General features: G+C 40.4%; 19 protein-coding genes. 1 reads left to right on the top strand and 18 read right to left on the bottom strand.

Annotated elements, in window-relative coordinates:
• Nucleotides 1-8: 8 nt before the first annotated feature.
• From NPA43_RS08125 to NPA43_RS08050, 16 genes are read right to left on the bottom strand one after another with little or no spacing between them, the layout of a single operon-like run.
• A complete protein-coding gene (locus NPA43_RS08125; RefSeq protein ID WP_249705475.1) occupies nt 9-563 on the bottom strand; it encodes a hypothetical protein in 555 nt (184 codons plus the stop codon).
• Nucleotides 535-1,527: a hypothetical protein gene (locus NPA43_RS08120; RefSeq protein WP_249705476.1), complete on the bottom strand. Its 993-nt coding sequence runs from the start codon at nt 1,525-1,527 to the stop codon at nt 535-537. Before NPA43_RS08120 ends, NPA43_RS08125 begins: the two co-directional genes overlap by 29 nt.
• Nucleotides 1,528-1,554: 27 nt before the next feature.
• Complete coding sequence (locus tag NPA43_RS08115) at nt 1,555-2,748, bottom strand: acyl-CoA dehydrogenase family protein (protein WP_180275449.1); 1,194 nt, start codon at nt 2,746-2,748, stop codon at nt 1,555-1,557.
• On the bottom strand, nt 2,735-4,024 hold the full coding sequence (locus NPA43_RS08110) for a type III PLP-dependent enzyme domain-containing protein (RefSeq protein ID WP_180275450.1): 1,290 nt from the start codon (nt 4,022-4,024) through the stop codon (nt 2,735-2,737). Before NPA43_RS08110 ends, NPA43_RS08115 begins: the two co-directional genes overlap by 14 nt.
• Nucleotides 4,025-4,040: 16 nt before the next feature.
• Nucleotides 4,041-5,267, bottom strand: coding sequence for an ATP-grasp domain-containing protein (locus NPA43_RS08105; protein ID WP_099725806.1), 1,227 nt, complete (start codon nt 5,265-5,267; stop codon nt 4,041-4,043).
• A 4-nt stretch (nt 5,268-5,271) separates the two neighbouring features.
• A complete protein-coding gene (locus NPA43_RS08100) occupies nt 5,272-6,402 on the bottom strand; it encodes a nucleotidyltransferase family protein (protein WP_099725807.1) in 1,131 nt (376 codons plus the stop codon).
• Nucleotides 6,389-7,525 (bottom strand): aminoacyl--tRNA ligase-related protein, encoded by a 1,137-nt coding sequence (locus NPA43_RS08095; RefSeq protein WP_256499579.1) that lies wholly within the window; start codon nt 7,523-7,525, stop codon nt 6,389-6,391. Before NPA43_RS08095 ends, NPA43_RS08100 begins: the two co-directional genes overlap by 14 nt.
• On the bottom strand, nt 7,526-8,377 hold the full coding sequence (locus NPA43_RS08090) for an HAD hydrolase family protein (RefSeq protein WP_099725809.1): 852 nt from the start codon (nt 8,375-8,377) through the stop codon (nt 7,526-7,528).
• Complete coding sequence (locus NPA43_RS08085; RefSeq protein ID WP_256499578.1) at nt 8,378-9,463, bottom strand: inositol-3-phosphate synthase; 1,086 nt, start codon at nt 9,461-9,463, stop codon at nt 8,378-8,380. It lies immediately after the preceding gene.
• A 24-nt stretch (nt 9,464-9,487) separates the two neighbouring features.
• Complete coding sequence (locus tag NPA43_RS08080) at nt 9,488-10,294, bottom strand: histidinol-phosphatase (RefSeq protein WP_099725811.1); 807 nt, start codon at nt 10,292-10,294, stop codon at nt 9,488-9,490.
• Between the two features lie 15 nt (nt 10,295-10,309).
• Complete coding sequence (locus NPA43_RS08075; protein ID WP_249705480.1) at nt 10,310-11,083, bottom strand: SDR family NAD(P)-dependent oxidoreductase; 774 nt, start codon at nt 11,081-11,083, stop codon at nt 10,310-10,312.
• A gap of 13 nt (nt 11,084-11,096) precedes the next feature.
• Complete coding sequence (locus tag NPA43_RS08070) at nt 11,097-11,825, bottom strand: SDR family NAD(P)-dependent oxidoreductase (protein WP_256499577.1); 729 nt, start codon at nt 11,823-11,825, stop codon at nt 11,097-11,099.
• On the bottom strand, nt 11,822-12,811 hold the full coding sequence (locus NPA43_RS08065; protein WP_249705482.1) for a phosphotransferase enzyme family protein: 990 nt from the start codon (nt 12,809-12,811) through the stop codon (nt 11,822-11,824). The genes NPA43_RS08070 and NPA43_RS08065 overlap by 4 nt, the downstream gene beginning before the upstream one ends.
• A gap of 4 nt (nt 12,812-12,815) precedes the next feature.
• Nucleotides 12,816-13,367, bottom strand: coding sequence for a P-loop domain-containing protein (locus NPA43_RS08060; RefSeq protein WP_256499576.1), 552 nt, complete (start codon nt 13,365-13,367; stop codon nt 12,816-12,818).
• A 13-nt stretch (nt 13,368-13,380) separates the two neighbouring features.
• Nucleotides 13,381-14,424, bottom strand: a complete 1,044-nt coding sequence (locus tag NPA43_RS08055; RefSeq protein WP_256499575.1) for a hypothetical protein — start codon at nt 14,422-14,424, stop codon at nt 13,381-13,383.
• 5 nt (nt 14,425-14,429) lie between these two features.
• The gene (locus NPA43_RS08050; RefSeq protein ID WP_256499574.1) at nt 14,430-15,662 is read right to left on the bottom strand and encodes a methionine adenosyltransferase; all 1,233 of its coding nucleotides are present in this window, start codon (nt 15,660-15,662) and stop codon (nt 14,430-14,432) included.
• A gap of 107 nt (nt 15,663-15,769) precedes the next feature.
• Here NPA43_RS08050 and NPA43_RS08045 point away from each other — a divergent pair, with 107 nt between their 5' ends.
• A complete protein-coding gene (locus NPA43_RS08045) occupies nt 15,770-16,852 on the top strand; it encodes a serine hydrolase domain-containing protein (protein WP_180275451.1) in 1,083 nt (360 codons plus the stop codon).
• Here the strand turns inward: NPA43_RS08045 and NPA43_RS08040 are convergent.
• Nucleotides 16,849-18,018 (bottom strand): phosphoenolpyruvate carboxykinase (ATP), encoded by a 1,170-nt coding sequence (locus NPA43_RS08040; RefSeq protein WP_256499573.1) that lies wholly within the window; start codon nt 18,016-18,018, stop codon nt 16,849-16,851. The genes NPA43_RS08045 and NPA43_RS08040 overlap by 4 nt on opposite strands.
• A gap of 23 nt (nt 18,019-18,041) precedes the next feature.
• On the bottom strand, nt 18,042-19,187 hold the full coding sequence (locus NPA43_RS08035) for a nucleotidyltransferase domain-containing protein (protein WP_256499572.1): 1,146 nt from the start codon (nt 19,185-19,187) through the stop codon (nt 18,042-18,044).
• Nucleotides 19,188-19,189 lie beyond the last annotated feature (2 nt).

Below are 19,189 nucleotides of genomic sequence, written 5' to 3'. Positions count from 1 at the left end.
CCCTTCCATCAATTGTCTGACTGCTGGATCGTCATTGCGAAAATATGCATAAAAGGATTATCTTGAAAGCGAATTTCATCAAAAACTACCTTGTGTGATAAGGAGAGCGAATTAAGCCATAGCCTTGATGTCAAATGATGATTGATGCCTGCTACCGTATGAATATAATCAAATGCATATGCAACGCGATCATTAAATGCAGGTTCTTGTTCAATGACATCGGTTAAGGAAAGCCGAGATTCATAAACAACTTTCCCCTCTCGTAAAAATGAAATATTTTCGTATAGATTGCCATTAGAAGAACAGCCAATAACATGTAGCGCTTCTGCTTCCAATAGCGGAAGGTGAATAGATTGACCCTCTAATTCAATATTGTCTCCTTGATCTTTATAAATGAATTGAAAAGGGATTCCTTCGACAAGATGATGTTGCAGGTTCATGACTAACTCAGCCGGTAAAGAAGCTCCGCCAATGGTTAACTGGCCTTTGTCATATTCATTTTGATGCGTGATGCCTCTGTTATTCACATAATCATCAAGAGAGATGGTTTGATAGGTCTTCATTTTGAATCACCTCTTTTAGTTGTGAGAGCAGGCCTGTCTCAATGTCTAATGTTTTCTGAAAGCGATTTGACGTCCGTTCAATCATGCTGCGGGGATTCTTACTGAGACCTACTCTAGCCGTAAAATTTGCGAGAACTGTCCAGCTTTGATATGCATCTTCAAAAGCTTGGATGAGAGGCTGTAAATGCCCATTTTCATAAGAGGATAAGAATGTCACCATATGTTTTCTCGAGTTGGCGACATCCTTTAATCCTTCAAAATAAACATTGTCTAATAAGTTTCCTTTTTCGTTGTCTTTGATACTATCAATATAATCTCTTTCAATGATTGAAATAGCCTTCAAGCCTGTGACGACCCCGGGCAATTCAAAATGTGGCGGTGCTCCTTCTAAAATGGCAACATGCTCTTTTAAAATCGTCAGCACATCTGGTTGTTGCTGACGATCTACATATTTAATCCATTTATATCGATTTTCAGTTCGAGGCGTATGATCATATATAGAGCGGGCAGCTTTCATCAAATGGTCTTTACTTAAGGTGCCATGATATGAATATGCATGATCACTAACTACCACATGATCACCTTTTACCTCAAGTACTTCCAATGTGTGATACCCATGTTCCCTTTCATAAAATGGACAGTATGGTAATTCAAAAATATCCAGTGAAACAGACACTGTCCCATTGCTCGGATGCTGTTTGAACACCCTGTTGATATAAAGGTCTAATTCCTCTTCAGTGTAAAAAATTTCTTCTAAATGGATTCCATTATGTTGTAGAATATCCTCACGAAAATGCTTAAAGGAACCCATTAAAATAAACCCTTGGTCTTGAGATCTATAAACAATGCCAGCTTGCCTCCAAATCCTGTCGATTTTAATCCCTTTTCTAAGAAGCATGGCAGCAATCGTTAATTGAGAGCAGTTCAAATAATTGTTTCGAAAGATGGGCGTTGTAATCGTCAAATAAGTCTCCTCCCTTTTTTCTTGCCATCATACCCAGCGATTTTTTAATGGGATAATGCCAAGCTCTTTTTTCGCAATCACTTCTTTTAATAAGTCTTCAGACGGTGGATGGAATTTTGCCGCTTTGACATCTCGGCTAAGACGTTCCAAAAAAGATCCTTGTTGTAATGAAGAAAAACCCTCTACTTGAGAGGCCAGCTGCACGATCTCTTCTGCAGCCTGCGTCACAAAATGTTTTGTAATAAGCGTCTTCGTATACAACTCACTTGTGTAATGATTTTGTGCCTTTTCATTATCTGCTTGCTGGGCACAGGCCATGAGCTGAGAGTGTGCAACATCTAGCTTCATTTTCATATCAGCTATACGAAATTGTTGACCCGGTAAAAAAGCCGTTTTCTTTTTGGAGATTCGATCATTTTTTTGATAAGTCATATCGAGGGCGTGTTCATATGCTGCTTTTGCAATGCCGTAATAAACTGCTGTAACAGCTAAACGAAACCAATAGATCAAATTTTCAGTATCTTCTATTGCGTATCCTTCCCGCCCGATGAGATGATCATCGGGTATAAATACTTGATCAAAATGAATGTGATGACTCATAGATGCTCTCATTCCAGAATAATTCCACGACTCCTCAATTGCAGCACCTTCACTCGGTAACGTCATTAAGAGTGCAGTCATTCCATATTGAGATGTGCATGATGACGGGGCATACTCACAATAAATTGGTAAATACTTAATGCGCGGTGCACCTGTCACTGTAAACTTTGTTCCACTTACAAGATATCCGCCATCTGTTTTTTCAGCTGTAATGGTGGGGATTCCGTCCATTTGCTTTCGCTGATAAATAAAAATTACATTCGGATCACTAACAGAAGCGATTAACTCTCCTGAACGCCGGATATCATCAAAAACCGAGGACTGCTGCTCACTTGAAAGCACTTCAGAAAAGGCGCCAAGTGAATAGTAATGCATCGCCATAATTAAACCTGTCGATGCACAGCCTTTAGCTATTTGTGACAAGAGGGTCACCGTTTCTTCAAAACCATATCCAAGGCCTCCATCTTCTTTCGGCATATTGGCGACATGTAATCCACATTCAATTAGTTCGTCAACATTTTGATGCGGGAATTGACATTCGGCATCAAGCTGCCTGGCTCTTTCAGAAAAATGGAGAACGAGACGATCAATCGTTTCTTGACGAAGCTCAGTCAGTTTCACATTCAACCCTCCTTTGTTTAAAAAGCGGCATGTTCTGTTTTAATAAGAGATCTTCCGGGTCGCCTCTATCTCGAATAATATAATCGTCTCCTTCAAATAAAAGCAGCTCTAGCGGAGAAGAATGGCCTAAAAATAAGGTAGGGCTGTAGCAAAGACCATATGCGCCTGATTTCTCTATACAAAGTAGATCACCTGGTTCACCTTGCGGGAGTTCCACCTGCCTGCCAATTAAGTCTTCTGGGGTGCAAAGTGGACCAACAATCGTTTGTTTCACTACAGCAGCGGGTTTATTGGAATGTTTGATGAGCCGCATTGGATAATTATTGCGCAGCAGCCTGCCTCTAAATGTCATCGCTTGATGATGATGCATTCCGCCATCTGCAATTAAAAATGGTTCCCCTTTTGAATTTTTCACATATTGGATGGATGTTAAGTAAACACCACATTCTGCTAAAAGGAAACGCCCCATTTCGATCATAAACCTCGGAAACGCCAGCTCAGATTCATACGCTCTAATCAATTCTGCTACTTTTTGAAATAGCCTTTCAGCATTGAGGGGTGTTTCATGCTGAAAATATGGAACCCCAAATCCTCCGCCTAAATCAACCATTTCGCATGTCAATCCATAGTCATTCTTTATTCGAACAGCTGTGTTGAGAGTATATTCAAACGATGATAACAGCGACGTTTCATCAAGAACTTGAGTGCCCAAATAAATATGAATCCCTTTAAACAAAAGAGTGTCTTCATACGCCTGAAAAAGATCAAATACATCGCCAAGTTTCGATTCATCTATCCCAAATGGACTTGGAACACCGCCCATTTTTATTTTTGCTCGTGACTCAATTGATTCAGGATTGATACGAATGCCTGCTGCTACTTGCTTGCCTTGATGTTTTGCAGACTCAGCGATATAAATCAGTTCTTCCTTTGATTCTGCGATAATGCAGTATATTTGGTGTTCAATGGCTGTATCTATTTCTTCTTTCCGCTTACCAGGTCCAGAAAAAATGATGTGCTGCGGAGAATATCCTGCTTTTACAGCCATTAAAAGCTCGCCTACAGAAGCCACTTCTATCCCCGCTCCAAAAGACCGTAACAAGGATGCAATCGAAAGATTTCCATTGGACTTAAATGAAAAGAACACCTCTGCTGATTGATGGAGCCATGATGTAATGCGATCATAATGATCTTTCAATTCATCTCCATCGTATACATACATCGGCGTCCCATAACGATTCGCTTTCTCCAAGAGTGACGTGTCATTTTTCGGCAAATCCCCTCCTCCTTTCTTAAGAAAATTCCATTTCATCAAAAATTGTCAGCATCTTGTCCTGCTTCTCCTTTTTCATATGATAAAACAATATGAACAATCGATAGTGCCACATATCGTCAGCTCTCTTCTTACCAAATGTATAAATAAAAAACCCACCATCTTCTCCTGGGTTGAGTGCTTTAGTGATGGCCTTTAAAATATCTTCAAATGGCAAATCAGCGCTGCATGAGAATCTTTTCAAGCGGCTCTCGATATATTCGTACGTTGAAAAAAAACGGCAAATGATCGGGAGTAAATAAGTAACCTGCGTGAAACGAGCATTTATTTCAATAATCGGTATGAGCTGTTCATCTTCATCAATAATCGAATCGACTCCAACCACACCTCTATATCCTTCTTCATAGAGAAGCTCTATAATTCGATGCATGCTTTCTTCGTATTCACGTTTTTTGTCCATTTCATAAACAGGAGCAAAATCGGTCCCTAAATAGATGCCGTCTTCATTGATTTTCTGCTCTGTAATTGAAAGTAAGTGTGACTCTTTATCTTGAATAAGCAGTTGGGCATTTAATGATCTTTTAATCGGATGCCATCCCTCTAATATCAGGTCTGTTTGAATTTTTCTTCTTTCAATAAAGGTCAAAAGCTGCATGAAATCTCGTTCATTTTTTAAAATACGAAGCCCCTTCCCAGATGATCCATAAGGTATTTTGAGAACCATTTTTGAGAAGTTCTTCTCCCTTAATTCTTCATACGTCCGTTTTAACTCGTCCGCATTTTGACAAATAGCACCGCAAGTGACTTTAAATTGATGCTTTTCCGCCCATCTTCTAGTGAAAACTTTATGATTGAACCGCTTAACGAGTTTTGGATTTGATCCATATATCCTTCTATTTTCAATAAATGCTTCTTGTTCAAGGGACTCATCAAAAAGATAGGGGACAATGAAGCCCTTAAGTTTAAACGCATCTTCTTTTTGAGTGATCTGTGGCAGCTGGACACCTCTTTTTTTCAAATAGGCTAAAAAAGCCGCTTCAGGCTGATGGTGAAAGATGACATGATGATCCTTAGATGCAATCAAAAGCAGTTGTTGTTCTTGCTGAAGTACCAGTTCATTTTGAACATGGTCTGTCATCACAGGTAAAGCCCTTGTTTGATCCCAGCTTTGTTCTTGATTCATATTCCCAAACCATATCACGTCGTTTCTTCCCTCAAAATCAAATAGCGTTGCCGGATCTTTCATCACACTACTCCTTATGAACAGAATGCTTTTTAATATCTAAAGACCGATTAATATGAAAGAAGCGTTTACGAATCGGCTGATCCCAAGTATGAATGACATCATTTGCATCAAGCACTTCCGATAAATAAGTAAGCGATTCCGGTTGAAGTGCATCCATTATGATATCCGAAATGGTATGCGGGAAGACTTCATTCACATAATGAAAAGCGAAATAGACCATCTTTTCAAATCCATATGTTTTCGTTCGATTGACAAATAGATCTACATCAACAAGGTCTTCCCTCATAAACATCCCATATATATCAAGCAGTTTATAAAGAAGTAAGTCTTTCATTGATTCGACTTCATTTAAATAAATGGCCTCTTTGTAAAAATGAATACATAAGAAAAGCAGCATATCCTCTTCTTTTAATGACCATACAAGGTGTTGATCAACAGATGTCTGAATTCGTCTAGACAGCATCTCTTGGACAATTGAATCCGTCCGGTTTCCTGTCATGAGGTCTACAGAAAACTGAACATCAATTTTATGACAATCAATAAAACGGCATTCTGGAGAAGGTTTCATATAGGTGTAGGTTTGATGTGAGTTCATGATGAGGTAAAGAATTTCGCTTCGTTTGGCAGGTGTGACAGCCTCGGTTTCATAGTTCCAAGAACCTTGAATATAACCTAAGTCTTTTAATATATGTCCAGTTTCTTGCAGCTGATCTTGTGAGATAAAGAGATCGTTGTCTCCAAATAACCTAAGTCCTACATCTCCATACGCCCACTGGCCAATCACACTTCCTTTTACAATGGCATATTCAATTCCCTTTTGATCAAGTGCTTGAAATAATCGATCGTTTAACGTGATATTGTCTCGTGCTGTTTCTAACTGACCCTTGTACATAATCTCTAAAGACTTTAAAAAATAAGTCGCTTTAAAATCTTTTCTTAAATGAATGGCATATTGTTTAATATTCTTCCATGCAATACCTGCTGTCCGGTGAACATGTAACATTCCGAGAATGACATTCCAGTCTTGCTGCTGATACAGAAGCTTCTGCATCTCCTTAATCTGGTTGTCTTTTAAAAAAGGAGTCGATAAGATGAGGGCTGTGTGCTCTTCTTGAGTGAGATTACTTTGCAGCATAGCTACCCTCCTTTAAATGAAGCATTTCTTCAGGCCAATTCTTTCGATTTCGACCGTACGTTTGTAAAAATACTTGAACCCATCGATCGATACCAAATGCGGCGCAACCTGAATAAAGCGGCAGACCATTTTCTCCTTTGATCTGGAACCTGTCACAAAGCATCTCTCCACAATCATTAAAAGAAGCGATCGATACGTCTTTCTTTTCTGTAACAGCTACCAATTCATATTTGCTGTTAGCCATTAATTGATAATTCGCTTTATCCATATCATCATAAAAGAAAAAGGGATCATTTGCTGTCGTCACCTTTCCACTAAGGCCAAGCTGATGAAAGCATTGCCATGTGTTTTCAAGGAGTGTTTTTCTTGTTTCATTGATATATTCGCTTTCACCAATAAACACAATTTCACGCATACTAAATTCTAGTTTCCTTAGTGGATCAACTTTCCAAGAAATTTCATGTCTAAAGCATTGACCCGCAGCTGTCATGATCTGATAGTCTGCATACGTCTTCCCTTCCCATTCCTCGTAACAGTGATAACAAATACACGGTTGTAAAAAACGGCCTGCCTGCTGAAAGTGTTCAGGAAGAAAACCATGATGTTTCTCTCGAATATCATCAATAATTTGATAATCATGCGGTATTTCAAAAACAGAATAAATATTTTGCGGAAAATTCGTATGATATTTACATTTCTCCATTAACTCTTTACTGATCGTAGAAGGATATCGTCTTTGTTTGGCTCCTAGTGAAGCCCCCATATTTAAAAACAATTGGTCAAAGTAGTGGGAGAGTTCCATTTCAATTTCATCATAAAAGGTTCGCATTTGGTCATCCCCGCTTAATTTGGAATGAACAGGCTCACTGGTTAAATGAATATTTGATTTCATTTCTTTTTCACGAAACCTGCGCAATTGAGCCGCGTTCGACGATAACTTCAAAAACGCCGTTGAGATTGCATCCGCATCTCCCTTTTGATCTACTGTTACTTCAATGACAGACTCCTCTTCACGAAGGGCAACATGCAGAATGTGGGCAGATAGAAATGAAACTCTTTCCATAAAATCCGGTATCATTGTTTCTTTTAGTGTGTCTGGTAAAGGCAGCTTAAGGGTCCTCAACTAAATACCTCCCTTTTCATTGATTACGTGTGGTGCTTCAGGCGTTTGTAAAGCTTTAAGAAGATAGTTATAAATAGGCTCTTTTAAATGAACATCACATAACTCAATCGCTGACGGATGACTATCTTGAACTGCCACCCCCCACTTGGCCTTCTTCAGCAGAAGCCTGTCATTATGACCATTTCCAAAAGCCATCACGCGGCCTAAATCACTTTCCCCAAAACAGTCTAATAAATGGTGCCCCAGCATATCTGCCTTACAAATTCCTTTCGGAGAAATCACTTGAGCATTTAAAAACTGGGCATCTGCTACCTCACAATAGCAATCTCTTAATTGATGTGCGATATCTATTGTTTCTTTTGGTAAAATAAATAATTTCGTCACACGGTCAAAGTGGAATTCTTTCTTGTGACCAACCTCTATTTTTTCTCGTGGAAATGTGTAAAGCATGCAGTATTTCAACTTAGCGCTTTTACTTGACGCCACGTGCTTCCCATTTGATTCCATGACAAATTCAGCTTTTCTATCAAATAATGAGATGATTTGTTTGCATAAAGCGGAATCTAGATATTGTTTGACGTCAAATGTTTTCTTTTGATGATGGCAAACGACATTTCCATCATTCAGTAGAACATCGTGGTGAAATAAATGAAGTAGAGAAGGATCTAAGTTCAGAGAAAAGAAAGAATCATAGGTTCTACCTGTCACGATCATTGGAATAATGCCTCTTTGGCGCAGTATGTTCACTGCGCCATGGACATCACCAATGAGTTGACCTCGATCGTCAATTAATGTTCCATCCAAGTCAAAAGCGGCAAATTTTATCTCACGAAGGTTAAGTTCCGCTTCCACTTATAACACCTTTTTCAGCTCAGCATTTGCTACATAATCATTGAACAAACGCAATGATTCTGAATCTACTTGTCCAATTGGAGGACTTTTAAATAAGAATGGGCAGACGTCATGAATGACACCACTGTGATTCAAGTCTTTAGCTGCTTTTGCTACACGCATCGCATTCGCAATAACACCAGCTGAATTTGGACTATCTTCTACTTGTAAGCGGATTTCAAGTGAAATCTCAGAATCTAAAACAGAATTTCCTTCTAATCGAAGAAAGCAGACTTTATGATCACCTAGATAGCTGACATATCCATTTGGACCTGCTGCGACTTCACTGGCATCAATACCAGATGCAAATAATGCTTTTCTCTTCGATTTTTGCTTACTCGTTGATCTCATTGGATTGGCAAGGTTTAAAAAGTCTGTGTTGCCTCCGACATTCAATTGGTACGTATTGGTGATATCAATGCCGCGGGATTTCAATAGTTCAATCAACGCTGTATGCAGTGTCGTTGCACCTAAATGACTTCTTAAATCGTCTCCAAGAAGCGGGGTACCTGAGTCTTCAAACATTTTGACAAATTCAGGGTCATTTGCCACTGGCTCTGGTGTTGCATTAATAAAGGCGGTATGAGCGTGTGCACATGCCTCTGCGTATACTCGAACAGCTTCGAACGAGCCTGTCGGTAAGAAGCAGACAAGTACATCTGCCTGTACGTCCTTCAGTCTTTGCGTCACGTCATGTGTGTTGATTTTCAGGGAATCTTCATGCGGTTGAATACAGTTGGACAAATCTCCTTCAAGCCCATCACATAAAGGGCCTGCTTCAACTGACACTTGGAAAAAAGGAACTTCTATATGTTTAATGGCAGCCGTTGGTTTAGTAAGTATCGCCTCTGATAAATCTTTTCCTACTTTATTTTGATCCACTTCAAAAGCTGCAACAAATTCCACGTCAGATAATTGATAGCCTCCAATGACTTCATGCATAACACCAGAGGGCGTATCCATTTTTTCCTTTGCCATTTCTACAAATTGAACGATACTTGATGCACATGAACCTACTCCAGCAATTGCTACACGAACTTTTGTCATTTTCATAACCCCTTTTTTATAAATTTATAGAGCCAATTTGCGCTTTTGACGAGATTGAAAAATGCACCATTCTTGATACCCCAGTTCCTTCAACGTATGTTTCACTTCCAGCCAATCATCTGCCACGCGGGCTGGCTCATGTGCGTCAGAGCCAAACGTGACATCAATGCCATAAAACTTGGCGCGTTCTAATAGATCAATTGATGGATACCATCCTCCGCAGTCTTTTGTTTTACCAGATGTATTGACTTCAATGACAGAACCACTCTCCGCAATCGCTTTCAGTGCATCATCGACAGCTTCTGTTTTGATATGAGCAATCTCTGGGTAAAATCCTTTTAAGGCGTCAATATGACCTAAAATATCAAACATACGACTCTCTGCGGACATTTGAATCAGCTGGTAATACGCTTCTTTTTCGATCATGGCTTGCTGCTCTGTGATACGTTCCCAGCGCTTTCGGTTAAATAGGTCATATCCATTACTGACATGGACTGAGCCGATGATATAATCAAATGGATAATGTCGATACACGTCTCGGTAGAGGGCCTCGTGTTCTGGAAAATAGTCAGATTCAACGCCTAACAGCACATGAATTTTCCCGTCATATTCCTTCTTCAATTGCAGGACTTCCTCTACATATGAATGAAATTCACTTTTAGCCATTGCCACCCAGGGTTTAAAGTGATCGACCTCTTCACCAAAAAACGGGGAATGATCTGATATTCCAATAAACTCCAGACCTAATTTGACAGCCTCATCGATATATTCTCTGATCTTTCCCTTCGCATGACCGCAGCGTTGGTGATGTGTGTGCAGATCAAATTTCATGAGATTTTTGCTCCTCTACATGGCAGTATAGCCGCCGTCAACCATTAAATTTTCTCCTGTAATAAAGCTCGCTTCATCTGAAAGAAGGAAGATGACAGCCGATGCGATCTCCTCTGGATCAGCTGTTCGTTTCAGCATGTGCATTCCTCCAATATCAGGGTGCTGATTCGCTTGTTCTCTTGTCAGACCAAGTTCTTCTAAATGAAACCGTTCGTTATTTTTATTCCATACCGTACCTGGATTGACTGCATTTACACGAATACCTGCATCAGCTAAATCCATTGCCATACATCTCGTCATATTCACAACGGCTGCTTTCGTTGCGTTATATGTTAAATATTTCGGCTGGGCAATGTGACCTGAGATTGATGCAATATTGACAATGGAGCCTTTCCCTGTCTTCTCCATATGCGGTGCAGTATGTTTGACGCAAAGAGCTTGTCCCATAATATTCAAATCCATGATGCGCCGCCATTCTTCAACGGTTGCTTCAAGGCCTCGCATAATAAAAACCGCTGCACAATTAACCAGCATGTCAATCTGCCTAAAATGAATGGCTGTTTTTTCTACCATTGAAATGATTGCTGCTTCCTCTGCAATATCAGCCTCTATAAACAAAACCTCATATCCTTTTGCTTTGAGCAGTCTTTCTGCTTCTTTCCCGTATTCTACATGGTGATCAGCAATCACGACTTGTGCGCCTTCTTGTGCTGCTCGTTCTGCGACCGCAAATCCAATTCCTTGTGCTCCGCCTGTGACAATGACTGTCTTTTCTTTCATACCTCGCATGTAGTTGCCTCCTCTACCACTGAAGTCTATTTCCATCTCTCAATAATTCTCCTGTTGGTCCATCTCGAGGTAGCTTCGCTGCCCAGACAATCCCTGATGCACCTTCCTGCACAGTTTTAACAGCCTCTGATGACCCCATGTCCGTTTGCACCCAGCCCGGGCATACAGCATTCGCAAGGATAGAATAGGGCGCTCCCTCTAAAGCTGTGACCTTTGTGAGAACGTGCAAAGCAGCTTTTGACATCCGATAATATGGGCCGCTTTTTCCGTCACGCCTGACATCATCTGAAGCGTGGATGGCAGAGAGCCTTCCCATACCACTAGACACATTGACGATACGTCCATACCTAGCCTCTTTCATGTAAGGAAAAACGGCCTTCGTCATTCTGACTGCACCATATAGATTGACATCCATCGATTCTTGGAGTGTCGATACAGAAAGGTCTAGAAAAGATGGAAATGTGTCATCCCTCCTATTGTCATGAAAGACACCAGCATTATTAATCAAGACGTCCACTCTTCCGTACGATTCCTTAATAAATGCCGACAATCGATCAACCGTTTCTGCATTTGTGACATCCAGTTGAAACGGAACAACCTGCTCATTCATTTCAGAAGCAGCTAATTGGGCGCTTTCAAGCTGCCGAGCTGTTAAAATCACAATCATGCCATCTTGAGCAAGCTGTCTGCACACTTCTTTTCCTATGCCCCTATTTCCACCTGTGACAACAGCCACTTTCATATCCTCATCTCCTTTTGGAGATACCAATTTTCCTTCAGCTGGTGCGTTGCAGATTGTAGTGCTTGAAAAGACCAATCAATATACCAGTTAAGGAAGTGAGGCGTATGCTTTTGCAGGAGCGTTAAATATCGGCCTGTTGGAATATATAACAATCTGATAAAAGCAGATATAGAGCGCCATTCATTTTCCGATAAATCTTCGGCATAGGTCTTTAAAAATTGAATTGTTTTAAAAATATCTAGTTGAAACGTCCCACGCTTGATTCTCGTTAACAAAAAAGCAGATATGGCTGCATCATATATTCGCGGTCTATAACCTGCTGTATCGAAATCAAGAACCATGGCGAGCTTCTTGTTACGGATCAGCAGGTTGCCAGAATGAAAGTCACCATGTGTGACAGCATGAGGTAACGCATCATAAATACTTGGATTTAGCATCACGAGGACATTCATTAGCTCCCGCTCATAGACTTTGAGTAAAGCAGCAGCCTTTTTCGAAGAAACCATCTTTTTAAGTGCACAAGCCGTCTCGTTCAGCGTGTCATCAGGATACGTAATCCAGTTTTTCAGTTCACAATTTGGATTCACAGGACCTTTCGGCAAATTTTTCAATGAATGAAGCTTTTTTAACACCCGAATGGCTTCTTGTTCATCTGAACGATTTCCCATTTCATATGGTCTTCCTTCAAAATATGGCCGTAGCTGCCAGTAGCTCTCTCTGTATAAAATGGTTTTATGCTGGTTCTTTGCCTCAATCATAGGTTGAATCGGAAACCCATGGTCAAGCAACGCATCTGTTAAATCCTCTAAATAATGAAGCCATTCAGCATCATGATTCCTGACACATTTTTTTAATACAAATCGGTTTTTAGTGTATTCTACAAGCCATCCTGCATTAGGACTTCTTCCATTTAAAGGTGTTACACGGTGAGGCTGTTCCGAAAACCAACATTTCAGGACATTGTAAACAACATCTAAATTCGTCATGTCCTCACCCCTTTTCTTCAAGACGTTGGATTTTCTTGAGCACCTGTTCTACCTCTTCTCGCTTATTGATTCGCAGACATGTCACATGTGATGCTTCCTTTAATTGATGAAAAAGCTTTTCGTTATGATGGAGGACCTCTGGATACACATGAAAGGCATATGAGAAAAATTGCAGTGCATTGCCAATCCTCTCCCTATTTCCATTCCAAAGCTTCTCTTTTGTGATAAGACGTTTAAGCGTCCTTTTGATGAGACTAGGAAACGTCTGTCTTCTCTTCACATCGAGCCAAATGATCGTATCAGCATATTCAGCCAATATGTGATGAACAGATGAATATTGTCCATCGACAACCCATTTCCTTTGTTTGACAATTTCATGAACGTTTTCAATAAACAGCTTTTTATCTGTCTTGTTCCAGTCTGCTTGCCAGAAAAGGGCATCGAGCTCATAGTGAGGTAAGGATAAGTCCTGTTTCAATCGGCTTGCGAGTGTCGTTTTCCCAGATCCAGGTGGGCCAACAATCCAGATGCGCTGGCTAACTCCTTCTTTACTCAAGTTGTTCCCTCCGTTACAGAACACGTTCATGCTTTTGGATGTCGTTTTTTACTTTTAATAGTAAAGCGAGCGCTTCATCCCAGTTTAGGTTTTCAGTTAATTCAAATACAGGTGTTTCTCTTGTACCACTTGAACTGATGGACACATCTTCACATAATAAATCTAATTCCTCCGCCGAAAAGCCATTTTCCCTTAACAACTGGCCAAAAAGTGTATGTGAAGGTGACAGCCTTTTTCCAGATGTATTAAAATAACGAATCATTCCGGCCATTGCCTCTATAGGACCTGGCGAAAGATGTATGCCGTTAAACCGTGTACACACGTTTGTTATGCCGAACCTTTTTTGCTCTGTGAGCAGCATGTGTTTAAAAGAGCCTTCTCTTGCTTCGTGAGGATCAGTTGCACCAATAAAGTGTTCTCTCATCACCCTCATTGGCTTTTGAGTAAAACATTCAATGACGATAACAGACCGCCTAGGAGCAGTGAACCAATCAATTTGACAAGGATGGAATGAATTGAGCAGGAGCATCTTTTCTCCGTCCACCTCGGCCTCAATTGCATATGTCCCTGCACCTAACTTATCCACCTTGACATTTCTTGTTAAAAGCTCTAAACCATATGGCGTGAGCTCTTGATACTTTTGTAAAAATTGATGTCCTCCATAAATCAAATGTTCCTTCGTTCTATACTCCGGGTATTTTGTTGACAGCACCTTTTTTGCTGCTTCTGACAATTCGCTCAGACCGTTTCTAGAAATTCGATTGAGCATCCCATATTGATTTTCTAATATTTTCTCTTCTTTCAAATATAAGGATGACAAAACGCGGACGGCCCCTATTTCTACATCATCATCAGCTAATCGGTTCAGTAATTCATCTAGTATTCGATCCAGCTGAACCCCCTGATTGATGTTGGTTAATTCAGGCTTGAGCATGATGAGAACATGATGTTGATTCACATCCTGATGTTTTTTGATTTCATATGGTTGAATTGTCACTGTCAAAGGCTCTTCTGTATTCACACATGCATGGACTGCATCAATGACTTTTTTTTTCATCTTTTTTACCACATTGTAACGCCTTTAAAAATTAAATCCTTTGTGACATCGCCCATTGAATGAACAGCCTTCATGACGAGATTTTCAATTTGCTTTCTTTCATCCTCATCTCCATCCCATTGTTGAATACGGACGGAAATTTCATCAGGGTTATGGAGAGGTGCCTCTTTTGAAGTAAAGATATGCACTTCTGTCGGCTTTTGAATGGTCTCAAAAATTTGATCTGCCAACCTTTGAGCCAGCACTCCGTACAATTTCCCTGTATGATCAAGTGGGTTTTTTCCAGCTGGAGCTTCAATACTCATCGACCGCATTGGCGTGATCAGTCCATTTAGTCTATTCCCCCTGCCAACTACTCCCACATCCCCAGTATCAGCAACAGATCCAAGTGCTGTTAAATATGGACGACCGTTGCGATCGGTTGCGTTTAGCATGAGATCCGGTTTAAGTCCTAACGTTTCATCAATATACTGTGCGATTTGATCCTGACATTCTTTTTTACGGGAAAAATACTCTTCAAGGCTATGAATATCTTTTGCTAAAAAAGGCATATTCACAATGAGTTTGAAGTCTTCATGCCGCCTGCTTCCAAATATTTTCACGTCCCAGCCGGTATCTGGGTTTACCCTTTTGAAATCTGGCCCATTCACATAACGCTCTGTATAAAGAACCAACTTTTCAAGACGGCTTAATGGTGCATGAGCATGTAATAGGTTACAGTCATTTGAAACTAGCTTTGGATCGCCGATCTCAATCATGTCTGTTTCAATCATCGGACGATATCTCGAGTTTTTACGACCAGCCCCTTGATGATCGACGATTCGGCAGTCAATGACGAGATGCTCGTCAGGATCGAATCCTGTTGTCACTTCTGATAACACATCCTTGGCCGCATCAAATAGGATTTTCTTCAGAGGGATTGGCTCTTCGCCGTATGCATACGCTCCTTTTCCAGCAAATACAACTTGATAAGGCTTGACCATCGTTCCTTTCCCATACTGTACATCAGCATCTCCCCCAAGAAGCATCACTTTGTCAAACCAATGATGTGCTACTCTTCCGAAATGCTCCATGCAATATTGAGAATAGTATTGAGAAGCTCTTTCTGCTATGGCATCACACATGGTATCTGGATGCCCTACCCCTTTGCGTTCCACAAGCTCATATGGAATTTGTTCAATATCTTGGCCATCACCTTTTAAAATATCAAGAATTGTTTTTTGAATTGTTTTCATCATCTATCGCCCGCTCTCATTTAAAATATGAAAAGTAATGATAGATCACCTTAATTCCACACGAAATATTTGGTAATATATATATATTCTGTATGAAAGAGGTGTCTATTTTGATCAATGAATTGACCCTGCAACGTTTGCAAGATACAACCACTGACATTAAGAAGTTATTGAATCAACATCAAATTCCCGGCTGCTCCATTTGCATTTCTCATGAAGCTGAACAAATTTGGTCATGGCATGAGGGCCTAGCTGATATGGATAGTGGCACTCCAGTCACAAAAGACACAACCTTTCGAATTGGTTCTGTGACGAAACCTTTTACTGCAATGGTCATGATGAAACTGCGAGATGAAGGGTTGATTCAACTCGATGAACCCATTCATACTTACGAACCTTTACTATCTTTATTAAAAAGTCATGTGTCTGAACCAGTTCCTCTCACTTTTCGTATGATTGCCTCTCATATATCGGGCCTGCCCAAAACACTCGATAAAGCGAGCCATATAAGAGAAATAACATTAGCTGAGTGTATTGACTTGCTCACCATATTCACACCACCTTGGTCTATCATCAATTATTCTAGCCTTGGCTATTCTATTTTAAGTAAAGTACTAGAGAAAGTGAGTGGCCAACCATTTAGAAAGTTAATGCAATCCCGCATTCTAGATCCGCTCCATTTGAAGCAAACTGGGTTTATTGAAACAGCATTCACAGCAAAAGGGTATACAGTTTCTTCATCTGGCTTATCTGATATATCCTATCCAAGTGCTGAAACACCATCTTGGGAAGACGGTTCAAGTGGACTATTCTCTACCGCAGATGATTTGATTCAACTCATCCAAGCTCAATATGGCGGAAGCCGCCTGCTTCATCAGCATTCGTTAAAGGAAATGCAAAGCCCCGTTATGGTTGAAGAAGATTTCAGCAGAGGCGTTGGCCTTTCATGGTTTTTAAGACCTTTCAACGGATTCACCTTAGCTGAACATAGCGGAGAAATTAAAGGATTCACCTCCTATATCGGATTCATCCCAAAACAAAAATTAGGCATTTGCATTCTATTAAACTCTGACGAACGGATCGCAAGGCCGATTGCCGATAGGCTCTTTCAGCTCATGCTGCCAGCAGATAACGAACAGATAAAAAAGCGTGAAGACCGGCTCAAGCGAATGTTTAGACAATCGTCTCTTTAAATTGAACTTGCTTTTTTGTTTAATAAATCTGGAATCGCTTCCTGCAGCTTCCGGGGATCGCCCTCTAAATAAAAACATGGCATATTAAACAAGTGATGGATGAGCTCAGATGCCTTTTGTTCAAGAAAGGTATCTGAAACACTTCGAAGTCCGAGCCAGCCTTTTAAATAATCAGGATCTTCTGGCTCTCTTATATTTGCTAACATAATGTCTTTCGCTTTTTGATCATCTTTTTTTACTGGCACCAGCCTAATCTCACCTGACCCTATTTTGAGTGAGGGGAAAATCACCATATCTACTTTAGTTGAGCTTCGAATGGTTGCTCCCGTCATTTCAGCAGCTTCTTTTGGCGTGATTTCAAACTTACAGCCGCTCGCCCATTTTTCTTTCGCTTCTTCTTCTGTTGAAATGGTTTCATCCCATATTCTTTCATCTTGAGACCTGCTAAATGTTCTATTTTTTAATTCCTGTATGTTCGTTGTTGCCTGGACAGTTCCTACTCCAAGCGCCAAGCACATCGGCCATCCATAAACAGTGAGCTCCTGACCTTCAAGCATAGAAATGGAACGATCATTTGTGATAAAATCTGCTCCTCCATTATGCAAAAACTGCCACATAGTGGTAGACTTCCCTGCACCTTTATCCCCTATAATTAACGCTCCTTTTTTACCTTCTTCAAAAGAGACCGCTGCTGCATGCGTAAAACATCCCCCCTGATTTTCTAGCGTTCTAAGCGCAATTTCTCGAACGATTCGCAGTGGACAGCGTATGGCAGACTCATTTTTGCTTTTTCCGACCACAGCATAGCGCCCTTTATCAACCGCCACACTGTGCGGCTCGTCACCTTCATGTGATGCAAATAAGATGAGATCGTCTGACTTCAATCGTTTGTAAGTAAACTTCCTTTTTGCTGTAATGGTTTCACCTGTTTCGAAGCAATCGCTGCGAATGGATTGTTCGAGCACCGGATCAACGATAAATCGTATGTCAATCTGGGAAGGTAGATCGCCCATATGGCTGACTGGCTCTTTCGGTATATACTGTTCAATATCTTCAATAGCAAGCGATTCGGTTGATAGAATTTGAAAATGAATACCTGCAAACACAAACGATTTTTTATATGGAAACGCTTCCTCGGGCTTTTTAAAGAGCGCCTTTAAATCCATTTAGATTCCTCCTCTTCAATTGACTATTGCCTTTCAGGAAACAGCTGTATAACTGGTTCCTCTTCAAGCTCATCGCGATTATCCAGACTAAAAAAACGATCGACAAATGATTTTTTCCAGGTTTTCAAAGAGCCGAAATCATTTTCACCATAGGCTTCCAAGAACGATTGATCACTCATGTCTAGCTGCGGCATTTGGTCAATATAATTCGTTTGATACAATAAGTCTAAAAAAGTAAACGTGTAAAAAAGTGCTTTTTCAGCCCCTAGTTCTTTCGCTCTTTCTTGCAAGGCATGCCAATCAAGCTGGTTTTGTTCTTCAGCGTACATGACATACTCCCTTACATCACAAAACTTGATCAAATTAAGATCTGCATGTAAGTAGACATACTGTACATTTGTTGCCTCCTTGTATAGGTGGAAAGCAAGATGGATGAGAAAATCTAAAGGTTGAAGCAAATAGGTGTCCGTTTGAAAAAATACTTTTTCTTCTGAAGCATCCAGCAAGGAACTTGTTGCCTGATAGTTTTTTTTGAGCTCAACATCATAAGAAAAATCGACGCGGTGTACCTTCAAAAAGTCTTCTCCGCTCCGTTTAACATGAGAATAGAGATTCCCCGCATTGATTCTCCACATCATTTCTTCTTCACGAGAAATCGGAATTTCCTGATCTGTTGTCCAATCATATTTCCCAATAATAAAACCTTCATTCTTGAGCAATAAAGAAGCACTCTTTCGATCATCTGGATGAATCAAGAAGTCAAGGTCCGACATCATTCGCAGTCCATAATCTTTGTATACAAGCGGTGTTAATATGGCTCCTTTGAGGGGGACCGCTTTCAGCTTTGCCTCTCGAAATATTTGTAAAAGACGCTGGAATTCTTGAAATCTCACCATATTCTTTTGACGATTACCTATATATTGATAGTGAAGCAAAAACTTGTACGTCGTCGTTATGCTTTTTTCGACATCAAGGCGAATCAAATGAGGTGTAATGAGCTGAAGCACCTTATGTCTAGATGCAAGTCCGATAAACTTCGGCATATCTATGCCATCTTTCAATAAGTCTCTAATGGACTCTTCTTCTTGTTCATTTAATTGAATACGTGAGCCAAGTAATAACAGCCTCTGCTCATTTGAGAGAGTCGATTGATCCAAAACAGCCCGCATGC

This window comes from Bacillus pumilus (genome assembly GCF_024498355.1).
GTDB classification, from domain to species: domain Bacteria; phylum Bacillota; class Bacilli; order Bacillales; family Bacillaceae; genus Bacillus; species Bacillus pumilus_P.
This window is presented reverse-complemented; position numbering and strand designations above follow the sequence as displayed.

Bases quoted from the DNA above. Each gene is read 5' to 3' on its own strand.
- NPA43_RS08075 (WP_249705480.1), bottom strand. From the start codon at position 11,083: ATGCGAGGTATGAAAGAAAAGACAGTCATTGTCACAGGCGGAGCACAA.
- NPA43_RS08070 (WP_256499577.1), bottom strand. From the start codon at position 11,825: ATGAAAGTGGCTGTTGTCACAGGTGGAAATAGGGGCATAGGAAAAGAA.
- NPA43_RS08065 (WP_249705482.1), bottom strand. From the start codon at position 12,811: ATGACGAATTTAGATGTTGTTTACAATGTCCTGAAATGTTGGTTTTCG.
- NPA43_RS08055 (WP_256499575.1), bottom strand. From the start codon at position 14,424: ATGAAAAAAAAAGTCATTGATGCAGTCCATGCATGTGTGAATACAGAA.
- NPA43_RS08080 (WP_099725811.1), bottom strand. From the start codon at position 10,294: ATGAAATTTGATCTGCACACACATCACCAACGCTGCGGTCATGCGAAG.
- NPA43_RS08035 (WP_256499572.1), bottom strand. From the start codon at position 19,187: ATGCGGGCTGTTTTGGATCAATCGACTCTCTCAAATGAGCAGAGGCTG.
- NPA43_RS08100 (WP_099725807.1), bottom strand. From the start codon at position 6,402: ATGCTGCAAAGTAATCTCACTCAAGAAGAGCACACAGCCCTCATCTTA.
- NPA43_RS08105 (WP_099725806.1), bottom strand. From the start codon at position 5,267: ATGAAAGATCCGGCAACGCTATTTGATTTTGAGGGAAGAAACGACGTG.
- NPA43_RS08125 (WP_249705475.1), bottom strand. From the start codon at position 563: ATGAAGACCTATCAAACCATCTCTCTTGATGATTATGTGAATAACAGA.
- NPA43_RS08085 (WP_256499578.1), bottom strand. From the start codon at position 9,463: ATGACAAAAGTTCGTGTAGCAATTGCTGGAGTAGGTTCATGTGCATCA.
- NPA43_RS08040 (WP_256499573.1), bottom strand. From the start codon at position 18,018: ATGGATTTAAAGGCGCTCTTTAAAAAGCCCGAGGAAGCGTTTCCATAT.
- NPA43_RS08050 (WP_256499574.1), bottom strand. From the start codon at position 15,662: ATGATGAAAACAATTCAAAAAACAATTCTTGATATTTTAAAAGGTGAT.